Annotated in this window: 22 protein-coding genes and 2 pseudogenes; 12 read left to right on the top strand and 12 right to left on the bottom strand. The window is 51.2% G+C overall.

Annotated features, from left to right (window positions below):
- Positions 1-722 precede the first annotated feature (722 nt).
- From P4G45_RS05860 to P4G45_RS05880, 6 genes are all read left to right on the top strand, one after another.
- Positions 723-1,613 carry a DmsE family decaheme c-type cytochrome gene (locus tag P4G45_RS05860; RefSeq protein WP_348269221.1) on the top strand — a complete coding sequence of 297 codons (891 nt, stop codon included), beginning with the start codon at positions 723-725 and terminating at the stop codon, positions 1,611-1,613.
- A gap of 11 nt (positions 1,614-1,624) precedes the next feature.
- Positions 1,625-3,817, top strand: a complete 2,193-nt coding sequence (locus P4G45_RS05865; protein WP_348268741.1) for a hypothetical protein — start codon at positions 1,625-1,627, stop codon at positions 3,815-3,817.
- Between the two features lie 54 nt (positions 3,818-3,871).
- Complete coding sequence (locus P4G45_RS05870) at positions 3,872-4,192, top strand: cytochrome c (RefSeq protein WP_348268742.1); 321 nt, start codon at positions 3,872-3,874, stop codon at positions 4,190-4,192.
- A 155-nt stretch (positions 4,193-4,347) separates the two neighbouring features.
- Complete coding sequence (locus tag P4G45_RS16980; RefSeq protein ID WP_373694181.1) at positions 4,348-4,815, top strand: ubiquinol-cytochrome c reductase iron-sulfur subunit; 468 nt, start codon at positions 4,348-4,350, stop codon at positions 4,813-4,815.
- A 13-nt stretch (positions 4,816-4,828) separates the two neighbouring features.
- Positions 4,829-6,295 carry a cytochrome b N-terminal domain-containing protein gene (locus P4G45_RS05875; protein ID WP_348268743.1) on the top strand — a complete coding sequence of 489 codons (1,467 nt, stop codon included), beginning with the start codon at positions 4,829-4,831 and terminating at the stop codon, positions 6,293-6,295.
- Between the two features lie 313 nt (positions 6,296-6,608).
- Complete coding sequence (locus P4G45_RS05880) at positions 6,609-7,496, top strand: universal stress protein (protein ID WP_348268744.1); 888 nt, start codon at positions 6,609-6,611, stop codon at positions 7,494-7,496.
- A 35-nt stretch (positions 7,497-7,531) separates the two neighbouring features.
- Here the strand turns inward: P4G45_RS05880 and P4G45_RS05885 are convergent, their stop codons facing one another.
- From P4G45_RS05885 to P4G45_RS05920, 8 genes are all read right to left on the bottom strand, one after another.
- Positions 7,532-8,179 (bottom strand): pentapeptide repeat-containing protein, encoded by a 648-nt coding sequence (locus P4G45_RS05885; protein ID WP_348268745.1) that lies wholly within the window; start codon positions 8,177-8,179, stop codon positions 7,532-7,534.
- A gap of 213 nt (positions 8,180-8,392) precedes the next feature.
- Positions 8,393-10,579 carry a glycogen debranching protein GlgX gene (gene glgX, locus P4G45_RS05890; protein ID WP_348268746.1) on the bottom strand — a complete coding sequence of 729 codons (2,187 nt, stop codon included), beginning with the start codon at positions 10,577-10,579 and terminating at the stop codon, positions 8,393-8,395.
- Between the two features lie 77 nt (positions 10,580-10,656).
- Positions 10,657-13,170: an alpha-glucan family phosphorylase gene (gene glgP, locus P4G45_RS05895; RefSeq protein WP_348268747.1), complete on the bottom strand. Its 2,514-nt coding sequence runs from the start codon at positions 13,168-13,170 to the stop codon at positions 10,657-10,659.
- A gap of 54 nt (positions 13,171-13,224) precedes the next feature.
- Positions 13,225-14,100 carry a universal stress protein gene (locus tag P4G45_RS05900; protein ID WP_348268748.1) on the bottom strand — a complete coding sequence of 292 codons (876 nt, stop codon included), beginning with the start codon at positions 14,098-14,100 and terminating at the stop codon, positions 13,225-13,227.
- Between the two features lie 82 nt (positions 14,101-14,182).
- Entirely contained in the window at positions 14,183-15,652 is a 1,470-nt protein-coding gene (locus P4G45_RS05905; protein ID WP_348268749.1) for an efflux transporter outer membrane subunit, read from the bottom strand.
- 12 nt (positions 15,653-15,664) lie between these two features.
- Positions 15,665-16,747 (bottom strand): biotin/lipoyl-binding protein, encoded by a 1,083-nt coding sequence (locus tag P4G45_RS05910; protein ID WP_348268750.1) that lies wholly within the window; start codon positions 16,745-16,747, stop codon positions 15,665-15,667.
- Positions 16,737-17,453 (bottom strand): ABC transporter ATP-binding protein, encoded by a 717-nt coding sequence (locus P4G45_RS05915; protein WP_348268751.1) that lies wholly within the window; start codon positions 17,451-17,453, stop codon positions 16,737-16,739. The genes P4G45_RS05910 and P4G45_RS05915 overlap by 11 nt, the downstream gene beginning before the upstream one ends.
- 2 nt (positions 17,454-17,455) lie before the next feature.
- Positions 17,456-18,592, bottom strand: coding sequence for an ABC transporter permease (locus P4G45_RS05920; protein WP_348268752.1), 1,137 nt, complete (start codon positions 18,590-18,592; stop codon positions 17,456-17,458).
- Positions 18,593-18,842: 250 nt separating this feature from the next.
- Here P4G45_RS05920 and P4G45_RS16985 point away from each other — a divergent pair.
- From P4G45_RS16985 to P4G45_RS05930, 3 genes and pseudogenes are all read left to right on the top strand, one after another.
- Positions 18,843-19,625: pseudogene (locus P4G45_RS16985) on the top strand (peptidoglycan-binding protein); the annotation flags it as partial.
- Between the two features lie 281 nt (positions 19,626-19,906).
- A pseudogene (locus tag P4G45_RS16990) lies at positions 19,907-20,116 on the top strand (murein L,D-transpeptidase); the annotation flags it as partial.
- 51 nt (positions 20,117-20,167) lie between these two features.
- A complete protein-coding gene (locus P4G45_RS05930; RefSeq protein WP_348268754.1) occupies positions 20,168-20,422 on the top strand; it encodes a hypothetical protein in 255 nt (84 codons plus the stop codon).
- Between the two features lie 140 nt (positions 20,423-20,562).
- Here the strand turns inward: P4G45_RS05930 and P4G45_RS05935 are convergent, their stop codons facing one another.
- The 4 genes from P4G45_RS05935 to P4G45_RS16995 all read right to left on the bottom strand — a co-directional run bounded on the left by P4G45_RS05935 (position 20,563) and on the right by P4G45_RS16995 (position 25,500).
- Positions 20,563-21,456, bottom strand: a complete 894-nt coding sequence (locus tag P4G45_RS05935) for a universal stress protein (RefSeq protein ID WP_348268755.1) — start codon at positions 21,454-21,456, stop codon at positions 20,563-20,565.
- Positions 21,457-22,283: 827 nt separating this feature from the next.
- Positions 22,284-23,885 carry an oleate hydratase gene (locus P4G45_RS05940; RefSeq protein WP_348269222.1) on the bottom strand — a complete coding sequence of 534 codons (1,602 nt, stop codon included), beginning with the start codon at positions 23,883-23,885 and terminating at the stop codon, positions 22,284-22,286.
- Between the two features lie 77 nt (positions 23,886-23,962).
- The gene (locus tag P4G45_RS05945) at positions 23,963-24,889 is read right to left on the bottom strand and encodes a universal stress protein (RefSeq protein ID WP_348268756.1); all 927 of its coding nucleotides are present in this window, start codon (positions 24,887-24,889) and stop codon (positions 23,963-23,965) included.
- Positions 24,890-25,155: 266 nt separating this feature from the next.
- The gene (locus P4G45_RS16995) at positions 25,156-25,500 is read right to left on the bottom strand and encodes a hypothetical protein (RefSeq protein ID WP_373694182.1); all 345 of its coding nucleotides are present in this window, start codon (positions 25,498-25,500) and stop codon (positions 25,156-25,158) included.
- A 449-nt stretch (positions 25,501-25,949) separates the two neighbouring features.
- Here P4G45_RS16995 and P4G45_RS05950 point away from each other — a divergent pair, with 449 nt between their 5' ends.
- Genes P4G45_RS05950 through P4G45_RS05960 form a run of 3 tightly spaced genes read left to right on the top strand, consistent with a single transcriptional unit; the run spans position 25,950 to position 26,601 of the window.
- On the top strand, positions 25,950-26,189 hold the full coding sequence (locus P4G45_RS05950) for a BON domain-containing protein (protein ID WP_348268757.1): 240 nt from the start codon (positions 25,950-25,952) through the stop codon (positions 26,187-26,189).
- Positions 26,173-26,388 (top strand): BON domain-containing protein, encoded by a 216-nt coding sequence (locus P4G45_RS05955; RefSeq protein ID WP_348268758.1) that lies wholly within the window; start codon positions 26,173-26,175, stop codon positions 26,386-26,388. Before P4G45_RS05950 ends, P4G45_RS05955 begins: the two co-directional genes overlap by 17 nt.
- Positions 26,389-26,436: 48 nt before the next feature.
- A complete protein-coding gene (locus tag P4G45_RS05960) occupies positions 26,437-26,601 on the top strand; it encodes a BON domain-containing protein (RefSeq protein WP_348269223.1) in 165 nt (54 codons plus the stop codon).
- Positions 26,602-26,644 lie beyond the last annotated feature (43 nt).

Here is a 26,644-nt window from a genome sequence, read left to right on the forward strand (position 1 = left end):
CATAATCGTTAGAGACGGATTTCTGGGATGCAGACGAGAATCTTCCCGTGAACCATCGATTGTTCTCTATGTTGTTGATGGAGTCGTGTATTTCTCTCTCAATTCGGCGGGCCACTTCCAGTTTCTTATTTCGGGTCTGTCCTGCCCTTCGGTGTATGCGTAGGCAATACTTTCGATGATCTGCCCTTTTCCAGATAGCAGTTCGAAATACTAGCAGGCGCTCCATGGCCCGGACCGCCAATAGGCATCCATTCTCTGAAGGTCTTGAGCAGTCAATACCCGATCGGAAATCGCCAATGGTGATTCGTTGCCCTGGGATAATTCCATAACTTTCACGCTCCTACTCTTAAATTCGACTGGTCCCAATCTTGAGTTAGCACCTCTCAGGGGGTCTACCAAAATCTGATAACTAATATTGGGGCAGTCTTTTCACGTAGATGGTGACGATTGTCACAATGAGTTGGTGGTGGATCTGGGTAATTGCTGCGAACAGAACTAGTTTATTAGCCCTGATCAATCGGCACTCTGATGAGTGCTAACGCCCTACCATGCACATCTTTTGGAGTCTTGTGATGCGCGTCACAGTCGATTTCCTACATCGAGTCGTATCCTTCACTCGTTATTCAAGTGGGTAGGTAATCCTCTGTATGTCGTACTCTCGCGTCCTTTGAGGAAAATTGCACATGCGGCATTGGTTCTATACGCTCGCGATTCTACTATGGATGAGCGGGGCAGGGGGAGTCGTGTCTGCGCAGGCGGATGGCGCGTTGCAACCGCAGACTGCAATATCTTCCCGAAAGGCAGTTTTGAACCCGACAGATTACGTCGGTTCGGAAACCTGTGCCCTGTGCCACGCCGATCTCACAAAAAAGTTCGACTCCAATCCTCATTCGAAACTTGTGCTAATGCACGGCGGCAAAGGTGTTACTTGCGAGAGCTGCCATGGTTCGGCCAAAGCCCACGTGGAGTCGGGTGGTGATGTAACCAAGATCTTTCGATTCACAAAGGCAACACCAAAAGAGGTGGATCAAAAGTGCCTCAGTTGCCATCTGGGGACACACGCTAACTTCGATCGTTCCGCTCACGGCGCAGCCGGCGTCAGTTGTATCGGTTGCCACAGCAATCATGCCTTCCAGAGTGAGGCGCATCTCTTGAAGGTAGAAGAGCCGAAGTTGTGCTACAGCTGCCATACGGATGTGAAGGCCGCCTTCGCCCAGCCCTTTCATCACAAGGTAAATGAAGGTCTGCTTGTTTGCACTGATTGTCATAATCCCCATGGCACTTTCCAGGACAAACTGCTCAAGACGAATGCAGATCAGAATGCCGTCTGCACGAAGTGTCATGCGGAGACTCTTGGTCCATTTGTCTACGAACATCCTCCGCTGAAGCTGGAGGGTTGCACCTCTTGCCATCTTCCTCATGGTTCGCCGAATGCAAGGCTGCTCAACCGGAGCAACGTCAATTCGCTGTGCCTGCAGTGTCATTCGGCGTCGATGAACTTTACGGCACCCGGTACGCCTTCGTTCCATAACCAGGCTAATCAGTATCAGGCCTGCACCAACTGCCACGTTCAGATACACGGCTCAAACGCCAGCAACGTTTTCTTCAAGTAAGGGAGGGCCACATGATGAGCTCAAATTCCATGATGTCGCTCCTCCCGAATCGATGGCGCATGGCTTTGGCTGTTTCGTCCATCTTCATCACTGTGGGTCTCATTATGGGTACTCCGTCAAGCGCACAGGATAAATCCCCCGTAACCATGCCAACCCCTTCGGACAATATTCGTTATGGATACGTCATCCATCAGTCGGTCGATCTCGGCGGACACATCGTGGATCATTCCGGGAGTGGCGCAGTTTACGACACGATGGTCAACCTGCAGTCAGGGCCACGCATACTCAATCAATCCCTGGATTTGCGCGCTGTGAATCCATCCCATGCGATCCTGTTCGATCACCTCTCCACGAGCAGCTTCGGCTACGGAGGCGATCCCAACAGTGTCTCGTTTCTCAACGTCGTCAAGGGTAAACTTTACGATTTTCGGGGAAGCTTTCGCCGGGATCGCCAGTATTTCGACTACAACCTATTGGCTAATCCCCTGATCCCACCGACGTCGAGCCCCTACGTTCCTCTCCTGGACACGCCACATCTCTACAACACTGTGCGTCGCATGACCGACCTCAATCTCACATTGGCTCCGCTGTCAATTGTCAGTGTGCGCCTCAGCTACAACCACAACATCAGCGAAGGGCCTTCCAACAGCACACTTCACTATGGCACCGAAGCCCTTCTTAGCCAGTTCTGGCGCAACTCGACTGACAGTTGGATAGTCGGCGCTGACTGGAAACCCGTCCAGCGCACCTCATTCAGTTACGACGAGTTCATTACACATTACAAAGGGAACACCAGTTGGCAGCTTACGGGGCTTAACTACCAGCTATCCAATGGAACTCCGGTCAGCCTGGGAATAGACATATCTTCTATCTGGAAGACTCCCTGCGCAGCGCCCTTCAGGGTAGATGGCACAGTCAGTCCAACTTGCAACGGCTATCTCGCTTATAGCCGTTCCGCACCCACACGCACACTAATTCCAACCGAGCAACTTCGTTTCCAGAGTGCATCTATTCCAAATATAACGATGAATGGACGGCTCCTCTACAGTGCTGCCACCAACAATCTGGATCATTTAAACGAAATGTTCAACGGCCTTTCTTCGAAGATCCGTGAATCGCTCATAACGGGGGCTGCCCGTGTCCATCGCATCAACGTCAATGGCGACTACAGCCTCACATGGCAGATCACTCCTACGATTATTGCCACAAATCTCTTCGACTTCTGGGATTTCCGCATGCCGGGAACGAACAACTTCACCACGACTACCTATGCCGGGACTACAATGCTTGCACCTCCTGGTGCCGCAACCACGACAACAGCGTCTGATTACCAATTTCTCAATCAGAAGACGAAAACCAACACGTTTGTGGTTGCGTGGGATGTCACGGGCCGTGCACGTGTGTCGGTCGGCTACCGCTATCGCAGCCGCATTATCACGGATGCTGGCGGAGATTTCATACCCATTCACGAAAACTGGGGACTCTTCGGAGTCTCGCTCAGGCCAACGCCTCAATGGCGCATCAACCTTAATGTAGATGCCATGTACGCCGACAATGCCTTTACACGCATCAGCCCACGCCAGTTGCAACATTACATTATGCGGACCACCTACAAGCCGCATCTATGGCTCACTTTTTCCGGAACGGTCAACATCCGCGAGAGCCGAGACAATATTCAGACGGTTAATCATCTGGAACACAATCGCGATTTTTCTTTCGGGACGTCGATCTCTCCCAGTGAGCATTGGTCACTTGACCTAAACTACGCCTACGACAGCGTGTACTCCAGCACCATTGAGTGCTATGCGTCTACTCCCGCTCCGTCTTTATCTGGAATAGCACCGCCAGTCTGCGTTGCGGCAGGAACTCCGTGGCTCAGCACCGGATATTACAATGCGCCTACGCAATTCGGCTCTATCGGATTCATGTTGTCGCCCGTCAAGCGTGTACGTCTCAATGGGGGCTACCAGATGTCGACAGTCAACGGTACAAGTAACTTCATCAATATTCGTCAGGTGAGCGGCTCACTTCAGTCGCAGTTTCAGTCGCCATACGCCAATCTAGTTATAGATATTGCGCCCAACTGGTCCTGGAAGGCCAACTACAACTATTACGGCTATGGTGAAGGTTCACCCATCGGCCCCACGCTGCCTCGGAGCTTTCGCGGGAATGTCTACACTCTCGCGGTTCATTATGCTTTCTAGTTTTAACAATCGGACGTCATTTCAGTCCGCCAAACTACCAGAGGAGTATTCCAGATGATGAAGTACATTACTCACGGTACCGCAATTGGCTTAGTTATATTGTTCGCTGCGCTTACGAGTTTCGGTCAAAGTGGTGTCGATATCTACAAAGCCAAATGCCAGATGTGTCATGGCGCTGACGGATTTGGTAACACGCCGGCGGGTAAGGCTATGAAAACACGCCCACTCAATTCCCCCGATGTTTTGAAAGAGTCGGACACCGATCTTATTACCGTGATCAAGAATGGAAAAAACAAGATGCCTGCTTTTTCCGGCAAACTCACTGATCCGCAGATCCACGACATCATAGAGTATGTTCACACTTTGCAAAAGTGAAAGACATTACGGGCAAGAAGACGCGGTCGCTGAAATGACGCCAACTAAAATCTCGCAAACCAAGGAGTGGATTAATGGAACTGATACCAGAGACTAAGGACGAATTTAAAGTGGAACCTTCGGGGCGTCGTTCATTTCTGGGTGCGTTGCTCGGGATGAGTGCAGTAGGGGTGAGTGCGCTGTTGGCGATTCCACTCGTGCGGTTTTCCACGTATCCGCTGCGTAGACGTGCGACAGAAACCGACTGGTCAGACGTAGGACCGGTGGACGAATTCAACTCGCTCACGGAGCCGCTAGCGAAGACCATAACTTTGGAACGCCGAGATGCCTGGCAGACCACTTCGTCGCAGACCGCGGTCTATGTATTGCCATCGAAGACTGGGCAATTCCGTATATTGTCACCCATCTGCCCACATCTGGGATGCTCGGTTCGTTGGGAAGGGACTCAAGATAAATTCATTTGTCCATGCCACTCTGGATCGTTTACGGCAGGTGGACAACGCATTGCAGGGCCGCCTCCTCGCTCTATGGACATCCTTGAATCTAGAGTGGAGGGCGGAATGTTGAAGGTGCGCTACCAATATTTTCGCCAATTAGTTTCCAACAAAGAAGTAATGGCCTGAGGCGGATGAGTCTATGACGAACCAACCTTCACCTAAGTCGACAGGGAGCCCCAACATCGCAACCAAGCTCGATGACTGGCTGGACCAACGCACCGGCATAGACTCGATCTTGCATGAGACTCTCGATGAGCCTATTCCGGGAGGCGCCAGCTGGGCTTATATTTTTGGCTCGGGGTTGCTCTTCCTCTTTGTTTCGCAAGTCATTACCGGCGTCTTCCTTGCCCTATACTATGTTCCGTCAGCCGATCACGCGCATACAGTCGTATCGTACATTGTGAAAGAAGTGACCTCGGGATCATTCATTCGTAGCATTCATGCGTATGGATCGAGTGGCATCATTATTCTGCTTTTGCTGCACATCGGGCAGACCATCCTCTATGGTTCCTACAAAGGGCGTCGCGAACTGCTTTGGCTCTCAGGCTGTATTTTGTTGGCGCTGATGCTTGGAATGGCCTTCACCGGCTATCTACTACCCTGGGATGAGAAAGCGTATTTTGCTACCGCTGTCGGAACAAACCTGGTTGCAGAAGTGCCTTTTATCGGCCCAATATTACAGAAGCTTTTACGGGGAGGTGATCAAATGGGCACTTTGACGCTCTCCCGTTTCTATGTGCTGCACGTCTTCGTGTTGCCAGCAATGATTATAGGTTTTGTCGCAGCGCATGTGTTTTTCTTTCGCAAAGCTGGAGCAGCCGGCCCGATCAGAGAGGATCCAATCAAACCCAAGCTTCCGGCCGTTCCGTTTTATCCCCGTCAGGTATTCATGGATGCGGTCTTTGCAGTGGTGTTGATCGGGATACTGGCGATCATCGCAAAAGCCATTCCGATGAGCTTGGGACCAGCTGCTAACCCGGCGGACACGCATTTTCTCCCACGTCCCGAATGGTATTATCGACCAGCCTTTCAATGGCTTAAGTATCTGAGTGGGCACTGGTCTTTGATGGGTGGCATTTTTCTGCCAGCGTTGCTCGCGTTGATCTTTGCCGGAGCGCCATTTCTGGATCGGAGGCTCGAACGTCGTCCACGGCGAAGGCCAATCTCGGTGGGAGCATTCGTTATTTTCTTGCTCGCCTATATATCTCTCGGCATAGCCAGCTACAGAGATGACTACCGCGACCCTGGCATGGCGGTGCAGATGCACAAGCAGGATGAGGATGCGAAGGCCTTCATGCAGAAGCCTTTCGTCCCGGAAGCGGCTGCGGGAAGCCCAGTAGCCGCGCTGGCTGCTGCTGATCCGAAGGTGCTGAAGGGACTAGCTATCTTTCAGGCTCAGTCATGCAACTCATGCCACGGAGAAGGTGGGATAGGAACAGCGGCTGCTGGTCCGTTGACAGGTGTCGGCCTAAAGTACACAGATGCGCAACTTATCGCGCTGATTCATGCTCCCAATAGCTCTATGACCAACGGCGGCATGACTCCGGTCACTTTGAAGGCGGAGGATCTCGAGGCCTTGGCGGCATATCTAGACACACTGCGCTGACCCGCAATCATCATTCGCGACTAGACATCGCTTTACGGCAGACCACAAGCTCATCGAATCTGCCAGAGTGTCAAGAGTTATTAAGCAATGATTTCACACAAAGCGTGCGTTGCTACTACTTTCATTGTTGACAAAACTTCGACCGCACTTAATGCAGGCTGCCACCAGATTCCATGAGCCGTTAAAGATGTATGGATGTTTTTTTGAATATTTATGGTGTTCAGTTGATTGGTTTTCCTATTGTGATGACCATCACATTTTATTGCCTACAACCCAAGATATGGTGAAGATCTGATCCTTCGGAGGAACGAAGATGAGACTATTTGAGGACCACCTTGAATTTGGCTCCAACTCGATATTACTTGCGACAGATTTGTCTTCATCTTCTGACACGGCAACGGTGTATGCAGCGCAACTTGCGCGAAGATATAACGCCAAGATTACCGCCTTAGAAGTCTTCGATTATGCCTGGGCAGGTAGCCCAAAGACCGGAGGGATCCCCATCGGTCTTGCCGTCATGGAATCTGCAGCCGAAGATGCCTTGGAGGAATTGCGGGTTAATTTGTGCAAGGAAAAGGTGCAGTGCGATGCCATGCTCGTTGATGGCGATCCAGCAAGTGAAATCCTGAAGGCAATTGCCCAAAAGAATGTTGATGTTGTCGTCTTAGGGACGCATGGTAAAGAGGGATTCGATCGTTTCGCCTGGGGTTCTGTGGCTGAGGAGGTCTTACGAAAAGCGAGTTGCGCGGTTCTAATTGTTGGCCCCAAAGTTCCCAGGCCCACACAGTACGAATTAACACTTCGGAATTTAGTATTTGCTACAGACTTTAGTCCTCCATCGAGGAGAGCCGCCTCTTACGCGTTCACGCTAGCCTCTGATTTCGACGCATGTCTGCACCTGGTTCACATTTTGCCCTCTTCGATTGAGGGATGTTCAGATGAAACAGAACTTGCAAATGCTTCTAAGCAAGCTTTGATAGTTATAAGTCAGAACCAAACCTCGGCTTGTCACAATTTAAGCAATGAAGTCAGTTATGGTGAACATGTTGACGACGCGATTCTTGCGCGTGCAGACGTGGACAGTGCCGATTTGATTGTCTTGGGAGTACGGAGGGCATCCCAGTTGGCATCTCATGTTCCCGACATCACATCTCACATCATTGGTGAAGCGAAATGTCCTGTTCTGACTATAAGTTCATAGTAATGAGGAAAGTCGAATACCGGAGGAGCTTTCTGTTATCCGACGCAATGCGCTGTAGGGAGGTTCTCTTTCCGGATGACAGAGATATTTGCATTCCAGACTGCATCGGCATTAATGGTTGCATGTTTGAAGGTCGTATTTTCATCGAAAACTGCGCCTCGGAAGCTGGCTCCTAAGAGCTCTGCATAGCTCAAATCGGCTCCAGTAAGGATGGCATTACTCAGATCAGCCCCACAAAGGTTCGCGGCCCTAAGCTTTGAATCGCTCATATTTACGCCTTTGAGGTTAGCGCTCATCATATCTGCGTCGGTGAGATTGGCTTCGATAAGTATAGTACCGCGCAGATCGGAATACCTGAGTGTGGCGTGTGGCAGATTGGCTTTATGGAGATTCGCGCTTCTGAGCCTAACTCCCTTGAGGCTGGCGGTTGCAAAATCGGCTCCCTGGAGGTCTGCGCCGCGAAGATCAGCACCCGCGAGATCGGAGCCTGTGAAGTTAACATGGCTAAGATCGGCATGCCTAAAATCAGTTCCGCACAATTTTGCACCCACGAGGCTTGCATTACGTAATTGCGCACCGCGCATATCATCTCCCGCCAAATCGAGACGTATTCCCTCTGTCCCCAAAGTCTTCAGCCAGACTGCATGCAGTTCAAGTCTCTTCGAGATTGAAAAGTCTTTCATGACTAGCTCCATCTTTGTCAGGTCAAGGTCCAGACCGCTGTTAAGGGCTGTATCAATTGACGACGAAACTTGCCCCGGATTTTTGAGATCCTAAAGAAAGAATCTACGAGTCAGGGTGTGCAAGATCTGTGATGTCGATCACAGTGCGCAATCGATATGATTGCACCCAGACGATTCAGATGCAAGCATCGGAGAAGCGGAATGTCAGATGGATCAATTTGTAGACTCTCCGAAGTTTTCTTCTTCTGAAGATCGAGGCAGACAGTCTATTTGTATCGAATGGTTATTCATGATGTAGTTGTAATACAAGATGACGATGGATCGCGGATTGACCGCATAACTAGTCCCGTCGACCCGTATTCCATTTCTTTCCTCAACGATATCGTCAGGAGAGGGCAGCGAGGTGTCAATTAGACGTAGCCAGCCTCCGTTCGGTTCGTTCGTGACAGGAGGGAGTTCAAACTCCAATGGTTTCCAATAGGCATTGATCGCGATGTAATGGACCTGGCCAACCGATGAGTCTTGCAATGAGAAGGCAATACTATGGGAGTTGCTGTTCCAGTCAGGCTTGCCCAGTTTAACCCCATGCCATTCGATACGGGTCCTGCTCAAATACTCTTCCAGAGTCTCTTGTCGATCTCCGCCTCTCCCGCCAAAGTTGAGTCGAATGCGAATCATGAGCTGTACAAACCGGAGGAGATCGCAGTTGGCAGCACAGAGCCCCCAATCGAACCAAGAGGTCTCGTTATCCTGGCAGTATGGATTGTTATTGCCGGATTGCGTTCGTCGAACTTCATCTCCCATAAGTATCATCGGCGTACCGGCCGAGATCAGTGTGAGAGTGAAGAAATTCTTCATCTGCTGCGCCCGGAGGATCGTAATCTCGGCATTGTTAGTTGGGCCTTCGATTCCGCAGTTCCAACTGAAATTTACGTCTGTGCCATCGCGGTTAAGCTCATGGTTTGCTTCATTGTGTTTGCTGTTGTAGGAGACCAGATCATTGAGAGTGAAGCCGTCATGGCACGTAACGAAGTTGATACTCTGCGCTGGCGAATGAGTGGCCGTTCTATACAGATCGAGGCTACCGGTTAAACGTTCCCTAAGCTTAAGGACAGTATTCGGATCACCTCTAACAAAACATCGAATGTCATCGCGAAATTGTCCGTTCCATTCCTTCCACTTGTCCTGTCCGAAACTGCCGACCTGATATAAGCCACCTTTGTCCCATGCCTCAGCAATTAGCTTCGTACCTGCGAGGACGGGATCCGAATCGATTTCCCAAACGATCGGAGAATTTACCATTGGCTCACCTGACTCGCTTCGGGAAAAGATCGAGGCGAGATCAAAACGAAAGCCGTCTACGTGCATCTCTGAGACCCAATATCTTAGACTATCGAGAATGAGGCGTTTGACCACTGAATGGTTTGCCTTGAGAGTATTGCCGGCACCAGTGTAGTTTGCATACGTAGATTTATCCTTATTAAGTAAATAGTAAAAACTGTTTTCTAGTCCACGAAAACATAGAGTGGGGCCGTGCTCATCAGACTCAGCAGTGTGGTTGTATACAACATCGAGGATTACCTCAATCCCAGCACGGTGGAGTTCCTTTACCATAGTTCTAAATTCATCGAGACAAGCAATAGGATCACTCGAGGTACTATAGGCCAGATGAGGAGCAAAAAAAGACACTGGACTATAGCCCCAGTAATTGCTAAGTCCCGGCGGAGCGTCTTGGGCGTCAAACTGGAAGATGGGTAGTAGTTCGACCGCCGTGATCCCTAACTCTTGGAGATACGAAATCTTTTCGATGACCCCAAGATAGGTACCTCGCTTCACCCTATCTAGACCCGAGGCATGGTGTCGTGTAAAACCTCCCACATGCATCTCGTAGATGACAGTCTCGCGGAAGGATCGGTTGAGTGGCCTGTCTCCCTCCCAATCGAAGTTGCTGAGATCAGCCACAACGGTCTTCATTGCGGAAGCCGCATTATTCCCTGGTTGGCTGGAAGCCGCGCGGCTATAGAGTTTACCAACGGCAACACTCTTGCCATAAGGATCGATCAGGACTTTCTGACTGTCAAAACGATGTCCGCTTGAAGGATTGTCTGGGCCATAGGCGCGATATCCATAAAGTTGTCCCGACCGTATTGCGGGTACAAAGATGTGCCAGTAATGAGACGTGCGATGGAGATCTGGATCAAGACGGATGATGCGGGCTGGCTGAAGGGAATCCACATGGTCAAACAGAACAATCTCCATTCCCGTGGCGGTAGCTGAAAAAACGCTAAAGTTTGTACCGTCAGGACTCACTGTAGGGCCAAGGGGATAGGGATGGCTGACAGATCTCTCCTGAGAGGTAAATTTATGCGGCTCTGCACGTACGTGATGCCAGTTACCCATCCTGCTCTCCGTTAGACGCAAATGCTCATATCTTTGGCTCGCCCTAACACTGTAAGTCCAAATGGTGCGCTCGGTTACTATCGTCCCCATAAGATTCGCTCAGTTTCGAGCGGCACAAAAGCATTCGCATGATACGGGATGACCCGTGGAGTGAAGTCGCTAGCGGGACGAGCTGCAGATACCTTTGCCAAGTAAATCTGTGAGTTCGGGTCCGAGCATCCTTCACATGCAGTCATTACTTCGCGAACCGGTACGCTACCCTGCGCTGCATTCGCATACAGCTCTACTCTCAGTTCATGTGGATCGAGGTCACCAAGGAACACCTGAATGCGGAAAAAATGTTGATTATCATGCGTTTCGCTGTCCATTGTTCCAAATCGCATGTTGCTCCATTTTTCTGCAATCTTTTTCTGCCAACGGAGCAAATCAATACCCAGCTTACTGTTGTCGGATGCACGTTCGCGAAAACCGATAGCGGCGGGAAGATAATAGTGGTCAGTATATTCGCGAACGGCGCGCCCCGCAGAAAATCTTGGGGTAAGCCGAGCCATACTTTCGCGGATGCGCCCCAACCACTGGGACGGCATTCCCTTGTCATTTCGGTCGTAGAATTCTGGAACTATGACTTCCTCTAGTAGCCCATACAGGGTTTCGGCTTCCACTGCGTCTAATGCAGGATCACCACCGTGTTCTCGCCCGTCCCCTATAGCCCATCCAACCTCGGGGGAGTAAGCTTCTGCCCACCAACCGTCAAGTTCAGAAAGATTCAGTCCGCCATTGACAAGGACCTTCATTCCACTCGTCCCGCAAGCCTCCCAGGGGCGCTCCGGTGTGTTGATCCACAGATCGATACCTTGTACGATTTCCTGTGCGAGCAGCATGTCATAATCGCTTAGGAATAGGACATGAGCGCCTACCTCTGAGTGTTTGATGAAGTTGTTCCACTGCTCGATCAGTGCCTGTCCCGGAAAATCCTGAGGATGGGCCTTACCAGCCAAAATTAGCTGCAGCGGACGCCCCGGATTAGAAAGAAGGCGGATCAGTCTCTCAGGATTGTGTAGCAGAAGATTGGGTCGTTTATAGGTGGCGAAACGCCGCGCAAAACCAATTGTCATCACATTGTCGTCGAAGATTTTGGTGGCGACAAGTTGTCTTTTACCCTCCGATGCAAGTTGCCGCTCGTACCGCACGCTTATCCGATCGATCAATGCTTTTCGGCTTGCAGTACGCAGTTGCCACAGTTGAGCATCGGTCAACTGGCGAATGTCATCTTCTACAGGGCGATCTCCACGCCAGCGCTTCTTGCCGCAAGCTGTGGTCCAGAGTGTGTCTGCCGCAGCTGAATCCCATGTCGGTACATGAATGCCATTGGTCACGGAGCCTATGGGAACTTCTTCTTGCGGCCATCGCGGGAAAAGCGATTGGAAGATTTGCCGGCTAACCTGGCCATGCAGCTTGCTCACGCCATTTATCTGGCCGCTGCCACGGAGTGCGAGATAGGCCATGTTGAAACATTCCGAAATGTCGGTTGCGTTCTGCCTGCCCAGTGCAAGCAGATCCTCAAGCGGAAGAGCGAGCTCTTCCTTCGCGTAACGGCTAAGATACTTGCGCACAAGTTCAGGGTTGAAACGATCAAACCCCGCGTCCACTGCAGTGTGCGTCGTAAATATATTTCCGACCCGTGTGACCATCAAGGCCAGATGGAAGGAGGTTGCGTGATCTTCCATATAGCATCGTGTTCTTTCAAGAATGGCAAAGGCGGCATGACCTTCGTTCAGATGGCATACTTCAGGCTGTATCCCTAAGGCTCGCAGCAAACGCCAGCCCCCAATGCCAAGAACGATCTCCTGTTTTAAACGCATCTCTGCATCGCCTCCATAGAGCTCACTTGTAATACCTCTATAAGCAGCGGTATTGGCGAAATCGTTCGAATCGAGCAAATATAGCTTAGTCCTTCCGATCGAGGCCTCCCAGCAACGTATCCAGATTTTGGATCCGGGAAGTTGAATCTGCAGCCGTAACCATTCACCATCCGGTTGCCGTAGCGGGCGTATGGGTAATTGGCCTGGATCATTAACCGGATAGAGTACTTGCTGACGGCCTTCCGCATCGAAATTTTGACGGAAGTATCCTTGGCCGTAGAGTAGTCCGATTCCGATTACTGGAACGCCTAGGTCGCTGGCAGCTTTCATCTGATCTCCTGCGACGTTGCCGAGTCCTCCTGAGTAGATTGGCAGGGCTTCTGTCAACATGAACTCCATGCTGAAGTAGGCGACTGCCGTGAGAGAAAAACCAGGGTGCTTTTTCTGGAACCATGCATCGGATTTATAAGACTGATAATTTGTGCTGAGCAAGTCGTCGAGGTGTTGACGAAATTCTAACGTTGTCAACGCAGCCCGGATCTTCTCTCTAGATACCGTCTGTAGGACGACCCATGGATTTTGCGTAGCCTCCCACAATTCGGGATCCAGATATTTCCACAAGTTATCCGCCGCATGATTCCAGGACCAATGCAGGTTCAGCGCAAGCTCCGCCAATGCATCGAGTCCTTCTATCTTCGACCAACCGGTGACTGCCTTCGGATCGTTCATTGGGTACTCCGGATGTTGATCATGGTGTGGAACCAGATACATCTTGATCCGGACTCAGCAGACAGTTAGAACCGGGCAGTTCGCAGCTGCGAGCAGCGCAGGTGTAAGACCAGTCCGAACATATTCAACCCAGAAGGAAGGCTTCCTCGCCCCGAGCACAATGAGATCGGCATTGACCCGGCTTGCAAGTGCAAGGATTGCTTCCGATGATTTTCCGTGTTCCACAATACATTTCGGATTGCACCAGTCGTGAACGGATTCAGGGATCAGTGCCTCGAGGGAGGAGATAGATCTGGCTTCGCTGTCATCATGGTTCAACTTGTCCTCTTCAGTAAGGACATGGCATAGATACACCTTGGCACCACATGTTTGCCCCAGAGAGAGCGCAAGGCCGGCCGCTTTTGACGCTTGCGAAGAGAAGTCCGTCGCATACACAATGCGCTCAAAGCAAACCGGAAAGTTGGGTGGAGGTAGGACGTGCGGACCTACCGTTAGTATCGGGCAAGGTGCTGTGCGGATGACTGCTTCTGCTGTGGAGCCGAGAGCGAGCTTCTTAAATCCGTGTTTGGATGTTGTCCCAAGGACAATCAAGTCGGCATTGGAGTTGACGGCCTCTTCAACGATCAGAGATGCCGGCTGAAATCCTTCAATTACTTTTCTGGTGACTGTTATTCCGGCAATATGTTCGGCAAGCCGTCGCAAGTCATTTTCACTGGTGCGTCGAAGCGCCTCGAGAGTAGATTCATGGATAACTTCCATGGATGGCAGAGTGAGAGAGAGATCGACGATCGTCGCGAGTTCTAGCGTAGATGAATAATGCAAGGCCAGCCCGACGGCGTAAGCCTGCGCTATCTCGGACGCAGGAGAGAAATCCGTCGCCAACATAATCCGCTCAAACTTGACTGGTCGTTGCAGGTCAATTGCTGCCATAAGTCCTCCGTTGATCTCGACACATTTTGAAGTTAATCCTGGCCTAGCAAACGTGTTGTGATTCTGGTCACGAAATGTCAGGCTAATGAGAAGCCTGTTTTGGAGAGGGAAGCTTGGTAGTTTCCCATCCACCCCCCAGAGCCTCAATCAGTTGCACGGTTGCAAGCTTCTGTTGCGTTTGGAAACCCACGTAGGTCTGTTGGTAGACCAAAAGACTCACCTGGGCGGTCAAGACGTTCAGATATGGGTCGAGTCCAGCTGTATTGCGTGCCATAGCCTGAGACACATACCTTCTGGCTGATTGCACGGCCGCATCCTGCTCCTGCAGATCCTGCGACAGGATGCGAAGGGCTGCAAGATTGTCTTCCACTTGCTGAAAGGCTGTAAGGGCTGTCTGCCGATAATTTGCGACGGATTCGTCATACATGGCCCTATACTGAGCGGCAGTCGCCCTACGTAATCCACTATCAAGGAGGGTCTCCATGGCGGCTGGGCCGATCGACCAGAAGCGGCTTGGCCACGCGAACCAATCCGCGAAAGACAGGCTCTCAATCCCTCCTGTAGCACTCAGCAGGACGTTCGGAAAGTAAGCGGTCCTGGCCACGCCGATTTGTGCGTTCGCTGCTGCTATGGCCCGTTCTGTCGTGGCGATATCCGGTCTCCGCTCCAACAACTCGGCAGGAACTCCAATGGGTATCTGCGGAAGATGAACATCCTTCGTCGCTGCCGGAAGTGAAACGGCGGAGGGGGGCTTTCCCAGCAGAACGGCGATTGCATGCTCGTACTGAGCGCGAGCGATGTCGAGATTCGTGTCCTGCGCCTGAGCCGCTTTCAATTGTGATTCTGCGGCTGCCACTGCCTCCTCGGTGGCCAAGCCGCTCTTCATGAGACCTCGGGTCAGGCTCAGATACTTCTGCCAGGCCATGAGTGTCGAGTCTAGAATTTCCTTTTGTGCCTCGACACCGCGAAGCTGAAAGTAATCAGATGCCAGGTCGGCATGGGCGAGGAGGCGGACATTCTCCATGTCGGCGGCACTGCTCTGCGCGGTATATGCATTTACCTGGACATTCTTCCGGACGCGGCCCCAGAAGTCCGGCTCCCATGATGCAGTCACTGGAAAGCTGTACTCGGTGTAGGTTGTCCCTGAAGCCGCTACTGTATAAGGAACGACAGCTACCCTTGAATTTGAAAGAGCCGGAGTGGTTGTGACTGTAGGGAAATATTGTGAGCGAGTCTGCCGCACCACTGCGCGAGCCGCGTCATAACGGGCAATAGCGGCAGCAATGTTCTGGTTTCCTGCGTCAACGCGCTCTTCCAGTGCGTTTAGTTGCGGATCTTGAAACATCTGCCACCATCGCCCCCGGATGGCTCCGTCCTTCGGCTCGGCAGTTTTCCAGAGGGAGGGCCCCTTCTCTTCGTAGCTTGGAGTTGTAGGAACAGCCGGTAGGCGATACGCAGGTCCAAGGTGGCAACCGCTCGCAAGCAGGCACAGCATTACCAGAGAGGCTCGTGCCACATGAGCAATAACAGTATGAAATCTGGGTGCATTCATCGTCTTCCTCGCCTAGTGGCCGATATACACATCGACCAATTCACCCGGATAAAGGTTCACGTTTTTTGGCCGGTCGAGTTGAAAGATGATTGGAAGCACCCTCACGTCGACGCGCTCCTGCCTCTGATTGGAGAGTTCGATCTTGGGTGATATGAATGGCTGAATACGGTCGAAGGTAAGTGGAATTTCTGTCGTCGTTCCACGAACCGTCATGCGGGCCTTGATTTGCGAACTCGGGGGTAAATGCGATACCAGGATTTCATCGACATAACAGCGCACATTGAGATGATTTCCCGAATTGCTCAGCGAAATGATCGGATTCGATCCCTGAGTGTATGTGTCGTACGCGCCCTGCTGGGATACGTACGCCCCCGCAACAGTGTTGACCACGAGGACCACGCCATCCTGAGGAGCCAGCAGCATATACTTCGCGAGCAACGCGCGGGAGGAGGCATATGCCTTCATAAGTGCGTCATACTGCTTCTGCTGATTGGCGATGTCGTAGACCCAAGCGCCGGCTTTAGATAGATCGTATTGTCGTTTAGCTACATCGAGGTTCCGTTCGGCTACAGCCTTCGCGTTGATGGCACCATCGAGAGCATCCTTGCTGATTGAGCCGGGGTCGATCTTGTAAGCAGCCAGCTGCTTATCCAACTCATCCGATGCCGTTTTGAGACTAGCCCCTGCAGCATTCATCTGTGCCACGGTTACGTCCAGAGTCTCTTTCCGAGGCTCGGCTTTCAGTTCGTCCAGCATTGCGTGGGCAGCCTGCGCCTGCGAGAGTTGCTGCTCGGTCGTAGCACGCTGGATCGAATCGTCGATGAGCAACAGCGGGGTACCCTTTTTCACCAACTGACCTTCACTTACAAAGATCCGTTTCACTGTGCCCGGGACTTCGGGATACATATTGATGTTTTCGCCGCTAGTCTGCACACCCTCTACAATGCCTTCGGCGTAGATTCCATCAAAATAGGGATTCGCGGCAGGATTGAACAAAGGCGGTTGAGCGGCCCGCGTGATCGTGGCAAAGTAAGCTACGTAGCAAGCACCGAGCAGCCCTAACGCTGAGAGAATGAATAGCCATTTAATTTTCATCGTGCCTCCCGTCCTCTTCGCTTCTCAGCCTACCGTCTTCCATGTGCAGGATTCTGGTCGCGAATTCGTAGATTCTGCTGTCGTGAGTAACGATGAGGATGCAACGATTTTCGTTAAGCACCTTCTCCTTGACGAAACTAACTATCGCGCGCCCGGTATCTCCGTCGAGCGAGGCCGTCGGCTCGTCCATTATAAGAATGTCTGGCTGACCGACGATCGCGCGGGCGATGGCTACGCGCTGCTGTTCGCCGCCGCTGAGCTTCACAGGCGGAAGATTCGCACGTCCTTTGAGCCCTACAATTTCAAGATATTTCATTGCCTCTTCGATCGCCTTGTCCCATTCGATGTGCTTCAGGATAAGAGGAATGGCGACATTTTCCGCCACAGTCAATCTCGGAAAAAGGTGGTAATCCTGAAAGGCGAACCCAATCTTGTTGAGCCGAAAGGCTGCCAGCTCATCGGTCGTGAGAGTCCAAAGATTCATTTTCTCGGCGATGACAGTGCCCGCATCTGGCCGCAGAATTCCAGAGAGGACGCTGAGCAGTGTTGTCTTGCCGCTGCCCGAAGGACCGACCACATAGATCATCTCGCCAAAGCGCATCTCCAGATTGACGTCCCGTAATGCGGCGGTTCGAACCTCTCCCTCGCCGAACCACTTTGTGATTCCATCGGCCTTGATCGCTATCTTAGTGTCGATGGTTGGCATTTCTAGCCCCTGAAGATGTCAAATGACTCGATGCGAAGAACTCTTCGTATGCCGATGTAGCTGGAAAACCCGGCGATGATGACAACCATGCCGAGGGCAAGGAGCAGATTTTTATAGGTAAGCATCGCGGCGTAGTCGGGAAGCCGCATCTTTGCCAAGGTCATGGCGAGAGTGGAAAGTCCGATGCCAAGGCCGTAGCCTGTCAACGCGGTGAATGTGGCCTGAAAAAGGATCATGAAGATCAGGACGCGGCTGCTTGTGCCGATCGCTTTTAAGGCACCGAACTTGTCGATGTTTTCGAGGATGAACGTGTAAAACGTTTGCCCCGAGATTGACAATCCCACGATGAAGCTAATGGTGGTCATCAGCATGATGTTCATGCCGAGACCGGTCTGAAAAACGTAGAAATTTGAGATCCTTCGCTCAAACTGCTCACGCGTCAGCGCAAGATAGCCGAGCGACTGCACCTGGCGCTGAATTTGTTGAACGTCGGCCACGTTCTTCGGCTCCACCAGGACATAGGAAATCGTATATCGGGGGTTCGGGATATACTGGATCGCTCGGTAGTAGGTCGTATACAGGGTTGGAATGCCGAAAAGACTGCTGGTTGTAGCTTGCGCGGTGCCGACGATTACTCCACGGTGGTCGTTCAACTCAAAGGTGGTCCCTTTTGACGGATTGCCCAGCTTCGAGAACTCAGAGTCGCGCACTGCGATAAACGAGTTTTCGGCATAGATATCCTCAATGCGCCCTTCGGCCATCGCGGGTCTCCCGAAGAGGCTCGAGTCGTCGAGGCCGATCACAGTGACTGGCTGGTAGGTGCCGTTGTCCAACTTGACCAGTGCACCACCGGAGAAGAGCGGTACCGCATATTTGACGCCGTGCATGCTACGCACTGCGTCCAGAGTATAGTCAGGCAGTCCTATAGAGTTGGATACGGTGTTGACCGCCGGATCCATAACCCAGATCTTCGCTCCGATATTGATGACCGTGGAGGACGCCCGGTTCAATACGCCAGCAAACATCGATAACATCATGATCATCAGGAAGACGGAGAAGCTGATGCCGACCAGGAGCGTAACGAACTTTGCCCGGTCATTGACGAGCAGCTTGTACGCCAGTTTGAGGATTCCGCGCATACTCAAAATCCTGACTGAACATTACAGAATGTGCGGGGTGGCTTATCACTAGTGGGTGTGATCGAGGTCACATTCAAATGAATGTGACAGCGATCACAATCCTGTGTGTAGACGCTCCCTTGGCGGATCGGGGGCGACAGACTTAGTCTTCTGGCAAGCTCCTCCAATCCGGCGGCGGCCTAAAATGAAACTCGCTCTATGCATCCTCCTGCTGCTGAGTCGCCCTTGGAACCAAATGCACGCTGCTCCTATGACGGCGTTTCCGGAGTATTGCCATTCCATTCCTGCATCACTAAACGAGGAAGACTATCTCCTGAGTGCAAAGATCGCTCAGAGCATCTTGTTGTTGCCGACGTCAGATGCGCAATTGCTGGGCGCCTTCTATAGAGCTTGCAGCGATGTTCCTGCCTGGGTATTGAACGGTAAAGTTACTCCTTCGGCGCTCGCCATGTTGCAGGTGTTCCGAGATGTGTCTGGAAGGGGATTAGATCCGGACGATTATCCTATTTTTCTCATACCGCCTCTGGGCAGTATGGAAACGACACCAAATTCCGTTGTCACTTTTACCGATTTTGAACTTCAACTCAGTCTTGGAGCGTTGCATCTTGCGGGTGATCTGCGATGTGGGCGGATCGATCCCCATGCTCTTCACGTCGATCTGCCTCACTCCTGTGAAGGCTTTCGGCCAGTTGAATTTGTGTGGAATCTTTCGCACACCCAAAATCCATCGATAGAGTTTGATTTCTTGGAACCAACGACTGCTGGATATCTCAGGACAAAGACTGCCTTAATAAAGTATCTAAACTTCGCTCGTACTCCTCAGACGGTTCTTTCTCCATTCCGTGGAACGGTGCATCCGGGGCAACTCTCCGAAAGCGTCGTAGCTTTACGAACGGCTCTGACCAGGACAGGAGATCTCCCCGGCGTTCAAGATGCTAGTAACTCCTTGTATGACGATGCGTTGGCTGCTGCAGTCCGGTCCTTTCAAGTACGGCACGGTCTCATGCCAGACGGACTATTGACTACAGAGACATACAAACAGCTTGGAGTGCCGATGCAAGAACGCGCGGAGCAACTCGAACTCACACTAGAGCGGTGGCGTTGGTTTGAAAGGTCCTTTGCTCAACCACCCATCGTGGTGAATATCCCAGAATTCAGACTTCGTGCTTACGGAAGCGACATGCGGGTTGCACTTTCCATGAAGGTAATCGTCGGCGGCGCTTACCATCGCAAGACTCCTGTCTTTGAGAATCAGAATCGTCCGTCATCTTTCGCCCATACTGGAATATCCCTCCGAGTATTCAGCGCAGCGAAATCGCACCAGCGATGCGACGGGATCCGAAATATCTTGAAAAACACGGGTATGAACTCGTACATGAACCTCGAGGCTCTGTTCGCATCCGGCAACGGCCGGGAGATCAAAATGCTCTCGGCCTGCTCAAATTCTCCTTACCTAATGTGCATGACGTCTATCTTCACGGCACGCCGGCACAAAGTCTATTTGATAAGCCACGACGTGATTTTAGCCACGGATGCATCCGGGTCGAAGATCCAGCGGCTCTTGCAGTTTGGGTCTTGAGGAACAACCCTGGTTGGACACATGAGAAGATCGAAGCCGCCATGTACGGTTCGGAGACACTGTCCGTTGCAGTGAGTCATCCGATTCCTGTTCTCATCGTGTATGGAACAGGGTTCGCCGCAGAAGACGGAGCTGTGTATTTTCTCCCCGATATCTACAACGAGGATGCGGCCCTGCGTGCTGCTCTCCGAAAATTGACGATGCACAGACAGGAAGAAATTCGCGCTATCACCAGTGCAGTTCGCCCATAAACAGTAGGAGTGGAAGCCTCCAAGTTAATCCTTTGTTGGCGGTTGCCCCAATCTCCATCGAAGCCCTATGCTCACAATTGAAAGAAAGAGGCTTAGTAGCCAACCCGCCGAGGTTGGGAAGATAAAACCCGCTCTTGCTGTCAGCTAAGAGCGACTTCCTCATGTCCCTGCTTATGTATGATCAGGACAGGGCATGGCGTATCTGTAATAATTTGCGGCACGAGCCCACGCATGAGATGTGTTGCAGTGGAGGAAGCGGTGTGTGCACCCATCACAATCAGATCTGCGTTACGATCCGTCGCGAAATCAACGATTGCAAAGCCTGCGTTTCCTGGACTCATGTTCCGAAATGCGACGATTGGACTTGGTTGATCGGGAAGAATGTGTTCGAATGCCTTTTCGAATAACTGCAGATCGCTTTTTTTTTCTTTTTTAACGGGATCTTGGACATGCAATAAAGTGAATGCAGCCTGAAATTCACGAGCGATCATATAGGCATAAGCCGCTATTGTCGCTGTATCTGGATTGAGATCGCTAGCACAAACGATGTTGCTGGGGTGCCAAGCCAGATTGCTCGGAGATTGCGTGACAGGGCCAATAACCAACACGGGGCAGGGTGAATTTCGCAATAGAGCCTCCGCATCCGACCCAAACAATAGACGCTCGATCCCGGTCTCGCCGTGGGTACCAAGCACAACCAGGTCAGCTTTCTCCCTATTCACTGCTGAGAGAACCTCCTCTTGTACCTTTCCCGTAACCGAGATTGTTCGGACGTGGAATCCTTCAGATCGCAGCTCTGCTCCTTCCTGTTCAAGTTGCTGTTCGATCGCCTGTTGAATCGCATTACTAAGTCCCCCTTCATCAATAGGAGGGGCCGAATGAACCTGCTGATTCACGTGCGTAAGCAAGATCTGTGCGTTATAACGAGTGGCAATGCTCTTGCCATATTCGATTGCGCGCCCAGAGACATCCGAGAAGTCAGTCGGGATGAGAATTCGCTCGAAGGTAATTTGGGCTGGTGCAGAAGTGATCATCTTTTCCCCTTTCTATCGCTTTTGTCGAGCAAATTTCATCGCACTGACTTCAACAAGTTAAGTTGAAGAATGCCCCTTGTCCGATTTACATCAACCCTATCTGCATCCGTGGACTGGGTAACTCCATGTGGCAGAGCTAACTAGCAGAACCTTCGCTATGCTTCAAATCCCTTCCGCTCTTATCTTTAATGTTGAGCGTCATTTCGCGACCGTTCGGTGATTTCGGTCACATCGCCGGACGAAGTCTCTGCTCTATATCGCAGTGATGCTGATCACCGTAATCTCCCCAATTGCTCCATACGATCATTATGTCGGACCGAGGAGATACTTTCGTTCAACTGGAATCTGCGATACGACCTGATTCGTCATGCCTTGTTTATGGAAAAGTCTCTTTCCATGCCGCATGCTTTTCAGGACTTACAGTATCTTTGTGAAGAAATTGCCACGGCTCTCCGTGAGCCAGGCGTGACGGTCTCAGAATCGCTGCTGTTCGGAAAGCCCGACGGAACCATAGTCTCGCGAAGCCAAGAACTGCAAAGCTCATTCATTTTGATTCCACTTAAAATCAGAGAACGCACTTCTGCAACGAAGTCTGACAATGTCGCTGCGAATGTTATTAGGGTGACTTACAGAATGCGCTAGCAATGCTAAATATCATTAGTATTGGATGGAGTTGTGGTCGTCAGACAGAGACTTCCAACGAAATCTTTCGATACTGGAAGCTGAATCTTCCGTGATCCTTCAGCTTCCGGCAGAGATCAATCGAAAAATGGTGTTGTCATCCAAGTAAAAATCCCTGTCACCAGAAGCTTTCGACTTATAAGTCTTTACGGGCCTTCTTGCCTGTCGTGCAATGCAAAGAAAGCCTTGAATAAGATGCGTGGATCGTGATATCCCTTGTATACGGGCGGTGGGTCCCTAGGCAGTCCCAGTAACGCATAAACTGCAGTTTGTGCCGAGCGAATTGAATATTCTATAGTGAATACTACATCGTCCGGAAGTTCACAAAATTGTCCGACAAAGGCGAGATTCTTTGAGCGCTTCGGTACTACCTGAGGACGATCTCCTTTGGCTCGACATAAAAACTGGCTAGTAATGAAGGGCATCATACAGGGGATACAGATGCATTTACCTAAAATTTGTTGCGCATCAGACTCAATCCTCAGGTGACCCATAATTTCCGTCATAATCTCTCGTCCCGTACATGAAGACATAGGTTTCTTCACAAAATTTCCGGGTTTATCCACAAAGAGACCGTAGCCCCAAAAGACCTGAGTATCAGTTGGCTGTCCTATGAAATGGGGCTGCTGGGGTATGACGATCGATGCTAGCCAATTGGAGTCCGGAAACGTTACGAGGCCTCCTTCTCCAGGAATATTTCCTGTCATGTCTTTAACGAGACGAAAGAAAGTTGGATCGTAGAGTGTTGTGGTGAAAGAAATCCATTTGGACTGGTCTATATGATCGGCGAAGGTTGCAGGACAGCCAAATTGCGGATGGCCATCTGCTATTTTTTCCCACAAAGCCCAAGACCCTTCTCTCGCCTTATTTTTTAGCACAGGCGCTAAATCCATGGATCCCAAACTAGAACTCTCTGTCATCGACCCCAAAGTAACTATGACCGAGTCTTTTCCTTTTATCAGGATTTGTTGTTTGCGACCCTCGCACTGACAAGTAATGCGATCGACACGATAGCCTTCGGCATCATGACAAAATCCAAGATCTGTGACGCAGGTAGCATACTCAAATCGCACGCCGTGGGCCTCCAACCACCTCTGGAGCGGACGAATCATGGAGTCGTATTGGTTATAGGGGGTTCGCATGATCCCGCCGAGCGTGTTGAATCCTGAAACCAGGTGGGTGAAGCGCAGCAGATAACGCTTGAATTCGACCGCACTGTGCCAGGGCTGAAAGGCGAAGGTCGAACACCACATGATCCAGAAATCTGTTTCAAAGAATGAAGGTTCGAAATGATCGGAAATACTGGTGCGCCCTAGTATCATTTCTGGTTGGAGTTCGAGACGTTCGATCGCCAGAATATGTCCTTCGCTGAGTCCAAATTTAGGGGCATTTATCCTATGTCCCTCTCGAAAGAGGCGGGATTTCGACGAGATTTTCATCGCTCTGTTCCATTCGAAGATCTCTTCCGTGACTGTTTTGCTGTCATCGAGGGTTGGAATTGAAGAAAATAAATCATATGTACAGAGATATTTACTTTCGATCATTCGACCGCCACGTATAACGTAGCCATTTCTCGAGGTTCCGGCGGCGTCAAGGCTGCCGCCGATTTTCTCTGCCTCTTCGAACACGATGATGTTACCGCCCCGTACGTCTCCGTCGCGAATGAGGAAGGCAGCCGCTGCAAGCGATGCGATTCCGCCGCCCACCAGGTAAATGAGAGAGTTCTTATCGGCTGAGTTTTGTAGCATCGAGATCACGCTTTCTTTTCGTTCAGAACATTTTTATCGAGGTTTGAAGAATGACCATCGATTTGCTCATGGAATGCTCATAAGCACGTTGCCTGGTGCGGGTGTAATTTCGATGCGTAGGCGATCGTCAGTACCGAGCATGGAGACTCCGTGATGATACGGTACGCAATGTGATCGGGAACATGCGACGCGAGAATTGATGCCCGCTGAATGCCGAGGACAATTAGCCATGCCCTGTGCTGCCTAGCATATTCGCTGATTGCTTTTGCGACGTCGTTGCCATAGGTAACGCTGTAAATAGCAGGAGGATCTGCTGAGCTCTTTTCGATAGCGACGTGATGCAACGCCTCCGTCATGATCTGCGGAACGATTTGGCTTGGTGTGCCGGATTCAAGCGTTTCTGGGAGTACATGGAGGCAATGCAGTGGCGATTGTGTTGCCTTACAGAAAACCCCCGCATAACGAATTGCATGAGTCGTCGTGTGATCGAAGTCAGTCGCGAAGAGCACCGGGCTCTTACACTCATCTTGCATTGCTTGATCTGTCACATGAGGGCCTACCGTCAATACCGGGCATGAAGCTTCACGAAGGACGGTTTCGGCAGTTGAACCGAAGACAATACGTTCAAACCCGTGGGGGTCGCTCGTTCCCAAGATAACCAGATCGTACTTGTTATGTGAAAGGGCCTTCAGGATTGTTAGGGATGGGATTCCAGTAGACATTGTCGTTTCGCATGTGACCCCCTCTTGTTTAGCTGTTGTACGGAGCCTTTCAAGTGATATTAGAGCGACTTTCTTAAGGGAGTCTAATTCAAGGATCTGACCTCTCCGCTCGGATGCAATAGCCTTGGGGTACTCAAAGACGTGCAGGATGGAAAGACTCGCTTTGAACGCTGTGCACACACGAAGGGCCACGGGGAAGGCAGCTTGCGCTGCCTCAGAGAAGTCACTCGCGAAAATAATTCGTCCAAACGTCCGTGCTGTTTCATTCTCTGAGGCCTGCATACTTGCCGTTCCTTTCTGTCCTGTTTGGAGATTTCATGAAAATGCATCGGATGTTTAAAATTGACATAGACCGACCTTTCCGGAATGCGCTAATTCCCTCGGTCGGCTGGCTTGATACGATGATGTATACTCCGCGAAGTCGGGAAGGAATTGAGTCTTCGCGAATCGTCTTTCGACACCATCGTGATGTAAAAGTGTGAAGTGTTTCTAGACTTCGGTCCGGCAATCAGGATATACACAGGAGTTAATCGTGGTCACCTCCGCATTCAACGTATGAGGCGACCAGAGATCATGCTGTGACCGCCGTCACAGAACGGCCGTTCGGGGAGGCTGTAGAGGTAAAACATGGCGGAGTAGAGCATGCCTAGGCAAATAAGAGGGTTCATAAAGACCAGCGGAAGTACGGTTATCATTCTCCCCACATCGGACTGCAGCGAACTGCACCTGATCCAAACCGACCTGACTGCTTCAACTGCAACGGCAGCAGCGTACACCCGCACACATCGCCTTGACGAATCGTCCCAGGAAATATTGTCGCGGTCTTTGAAGAGCACTCCAACTGGTATGTGGATGGCTCGCTCGAGATGGTCTGTAGCAGGCGGGTTGTCCATGAAAGTTAAGGTGCTGGTGATCAAATAAATCCCATAATCTCGCTCTCTATTCACCAACTAGGAAAGAGAGTGGACCTTAGTAAACCAGTGCGCGCCGACTGAGCAGCAAGAGGGATCTGCCCCGATGAGGAAGAAGAAGTCCGCAATTTTAATATTAACGAATCTTATCAATCGAAATGCAGCGTGACGTTACCAGGAGAGAAGCCAGGAATCAGCCGAGTAGTTGGTTGGAAGAGTTAGTTATTGGGATGCGGCACTTCGATCATGGCTATTGGCACCGCCCTCAAGCGTGACAGACGTCACAGCATAGACGAGAGGTTAGTCATATTTTGTAATCTAAGTTCCGCGCGCGGCCTCTGTTGGGCGGCCGGATCGGCTATGTCTGCTGTTCTCGATTCGGCAACTCACCGGTAACGAGGAATTTGATGTAACCCACCATAAAGTTATTTATGAAAACCGGGGACCGACGTATTCAGGACGACGTGACACAACAAATTGCGTGGCAACCGGAGGTTCATTCTAAAGACATCAGCGTCAAGGTGCGTGACGGGAATGTAACTCTTACCGGTTTTTTCCACGGATATCTGGAAAAAATGGCCGCGGAACGCGCAACGCAGGGGGTCTACAGTATTGTCTCCTTAGCGAACGACATTGAAGTTAAACCAGTGGGGCATGCGCACCGCTCCTGAAATAGCACGTGATGTAGTGGAAGCCCTCCGTCTCCATGCCGGTGTGCCAGACAAGAAAATCAAAGTTATTGTCGCCAATGGCTTCGTAACCTTGACCGGAACTTCGGACTGGCACCACGAACTGGAAAATGCGGAGATTGCGGCACATTCGGTCAATGGAGTACGCGGCATCGTGAATATCCTGGAGATCAAGCCGTGAGCCTCCAGTCAACAGGTGCGCGAGAATATCGAGGACGCGCTTCGGCGCATGGTCGATCTTGACGCGCGTTCCATGTCTGTGGAGACAAGCGACGGAACGGTAACGCTTTACGGAAATGTACATTCCTGGTCCGAGCTCGAAAAGGCTGAACGCGCTGCCTGTCAGGCCCCCGGTGTCCAGCAAGTATCCAATCATCTGACGATTCACCCTTAGGCTCTTCACAGTTGGAAGGTTGCTGGCCCAGCATTGATGATTC

It is taken from the genome of Edaphobacter paludis (assembly GCF_039993895.1).
Classification (GTDB): domain Bacteria; phylum Acidobacteriota; class Terriglobia; order Terriglobales; family Acidobacteriaceae; genus Edaphobacter; species Edaphobacter paludis.

Excerpts from the sequence above, each read along its gene's own strand:
- P4G45_RS05860 (WP_348269221.1), top strand. The coding sequence starts at position 723 with ATGAGCGGGGCAGGGGGAGTCGTGTCTGCGCAGGCGGATGGCGCGTTG.
- P4G45_RS16995 (WP_373694182.1), bottom strand. The coding sequence starts at position 25,500 with ATGGACAACCCGCCTGCTACAGACCATCTCGAGCGAGCCATCCACATA.
- P4G45_RS05905 (WP_348268749.1), bottom strand. The coding sequence starts at position 15,652 with ATGAATGCACCCAGATTTCATACTGTTATTGCTCATGTGGCACGAGCC.
- P4G45_RS05880 (WP_348268744.1), top strand. The coding sequence starts at position 6,609 with ATGAGACTATTTGAGGACCACCTTGAATTTGGCTCCAACTCGATATTA.
- glgP (WP_348268747.1), bottom strand. The coding sequence starts at position 13,170 with ATGAACGATCCGAAGGCAGTCACCGGTTGGTCGAAGATAGAAGGACTC.
- P4G45_RS05950 (WP_348268757.1), top strand. The coding sequence starts at position 25,950 with ATGAAAACCGGGGACCGACGTATTCAGGACGACGTGACACAACAAATT.
- P4G45_RS05955 (WP_348268758.1), top strand. The coding sequence starts at position 26,173 with ATGCGCACCGCTCCTGAAATAGCACGTGATGTAGTGGAAGCCCTCCGT.
- P4G45_RS05910 (WP_348268750.1), bottom strand. The coding sequence starts at position 16,747 with ATGAAAATTAAATGGCTATTCATTCTCTCAGCGTTAGGGCTGCTCGGT.
- P4G45_RS05945 (WP_348268756.1), bottom strand. The coding sequence starts at position 24,889 with ATGCAGGCCTCAGAGAATGAAACAGCACGGACGTTTGGACGAATTATT.
- P4G45_RS05875 (WP_348268743.1), top strand. The coding sequence starts at position 4,829 with ATGACGAACCAACCTTCACCTAAGTCGACAGGGAGCCCCAACATCGCA.
- P4G45_RS05885 (WP_348268745.1), bottom strand. The coding sequence starts at position 8,179 with ATGAAAGACTTTTCAATCTCGAAGAGACTTGAACTGCATGCAGTCTGG.
- P4G45_RS05900 (WP_348268748.1), bottom strand. The coding sequence starts at position 14,100 with ATGGCAGCAATTGACCTGCAACGACCAGTCAAGTTTGAGCGGATTATG.
- glgX (WP_348268746.1), bottom strand. The coding sequence starts at position 10,579 with ATGGGTAACTGGCATCACGTACGTGCAGAGCCGCATAAATTTACCTCT.
- P4G45_RS05960 (WP_348269223.1), top strand. The coding sequence starts at position 26,437 with ATGGTCGATCTTGACGCGCGTTCCATGTCTGTGGAGACAAGCGACGGA.
- P4G45_RS05915 (WP_348268751.1), bottom strand. The coding sequence starts at position 17,453 with ATGCCAACCATCGACACTAAGATAGCGATCAAGGCCGATGGAATCACA.
- P4G45_RS16980 (WP_373694181.1), top strand. The coding sequence starts at position 4,348 with ATGAGTGCAGTAGGGGTGAGTGCGCTGTTGGCGATTCCACTCGTGCGG.
- P4G45_RS05920 (WP_348268752.1), bottom strand. The coding sequence starts at position 18,592 with ATGCGCGGAATCCTCAAACTGGCGTACAAGCTGCTCGTCAATGACCGG.
- P4G45_RS05865 (WP_348268741.1), top strand. The coding sequence starts at position 1,625 with ATGATGAGCTCAAATTCCATGATGTCGCTCCTCCCGAATCGATGGCGC.
- P4G45_RS05935 (WP_348268755.1), bottom strand. The coding sequence starts at position 21,456 with ATGATCACTTCTGCACCAGCCCAAATTACCTTCGAGCGAATTCTCATC.
- P4G45_RS05870 (WP_348268742.1), top strand. The coding sequence starts at position 3,872 with ATGATGAAGTACATTACTCACGGTACCGCAATTGGCTTAGTTATATTG.
- P4G45_RS05940 (WP_348269222.1), bottom strand. The coding sequence starts at position 23,885 with ATGCTACAAAACTCAGCCGATAAGAACTCTCTCATTTACCTGGTGGGC.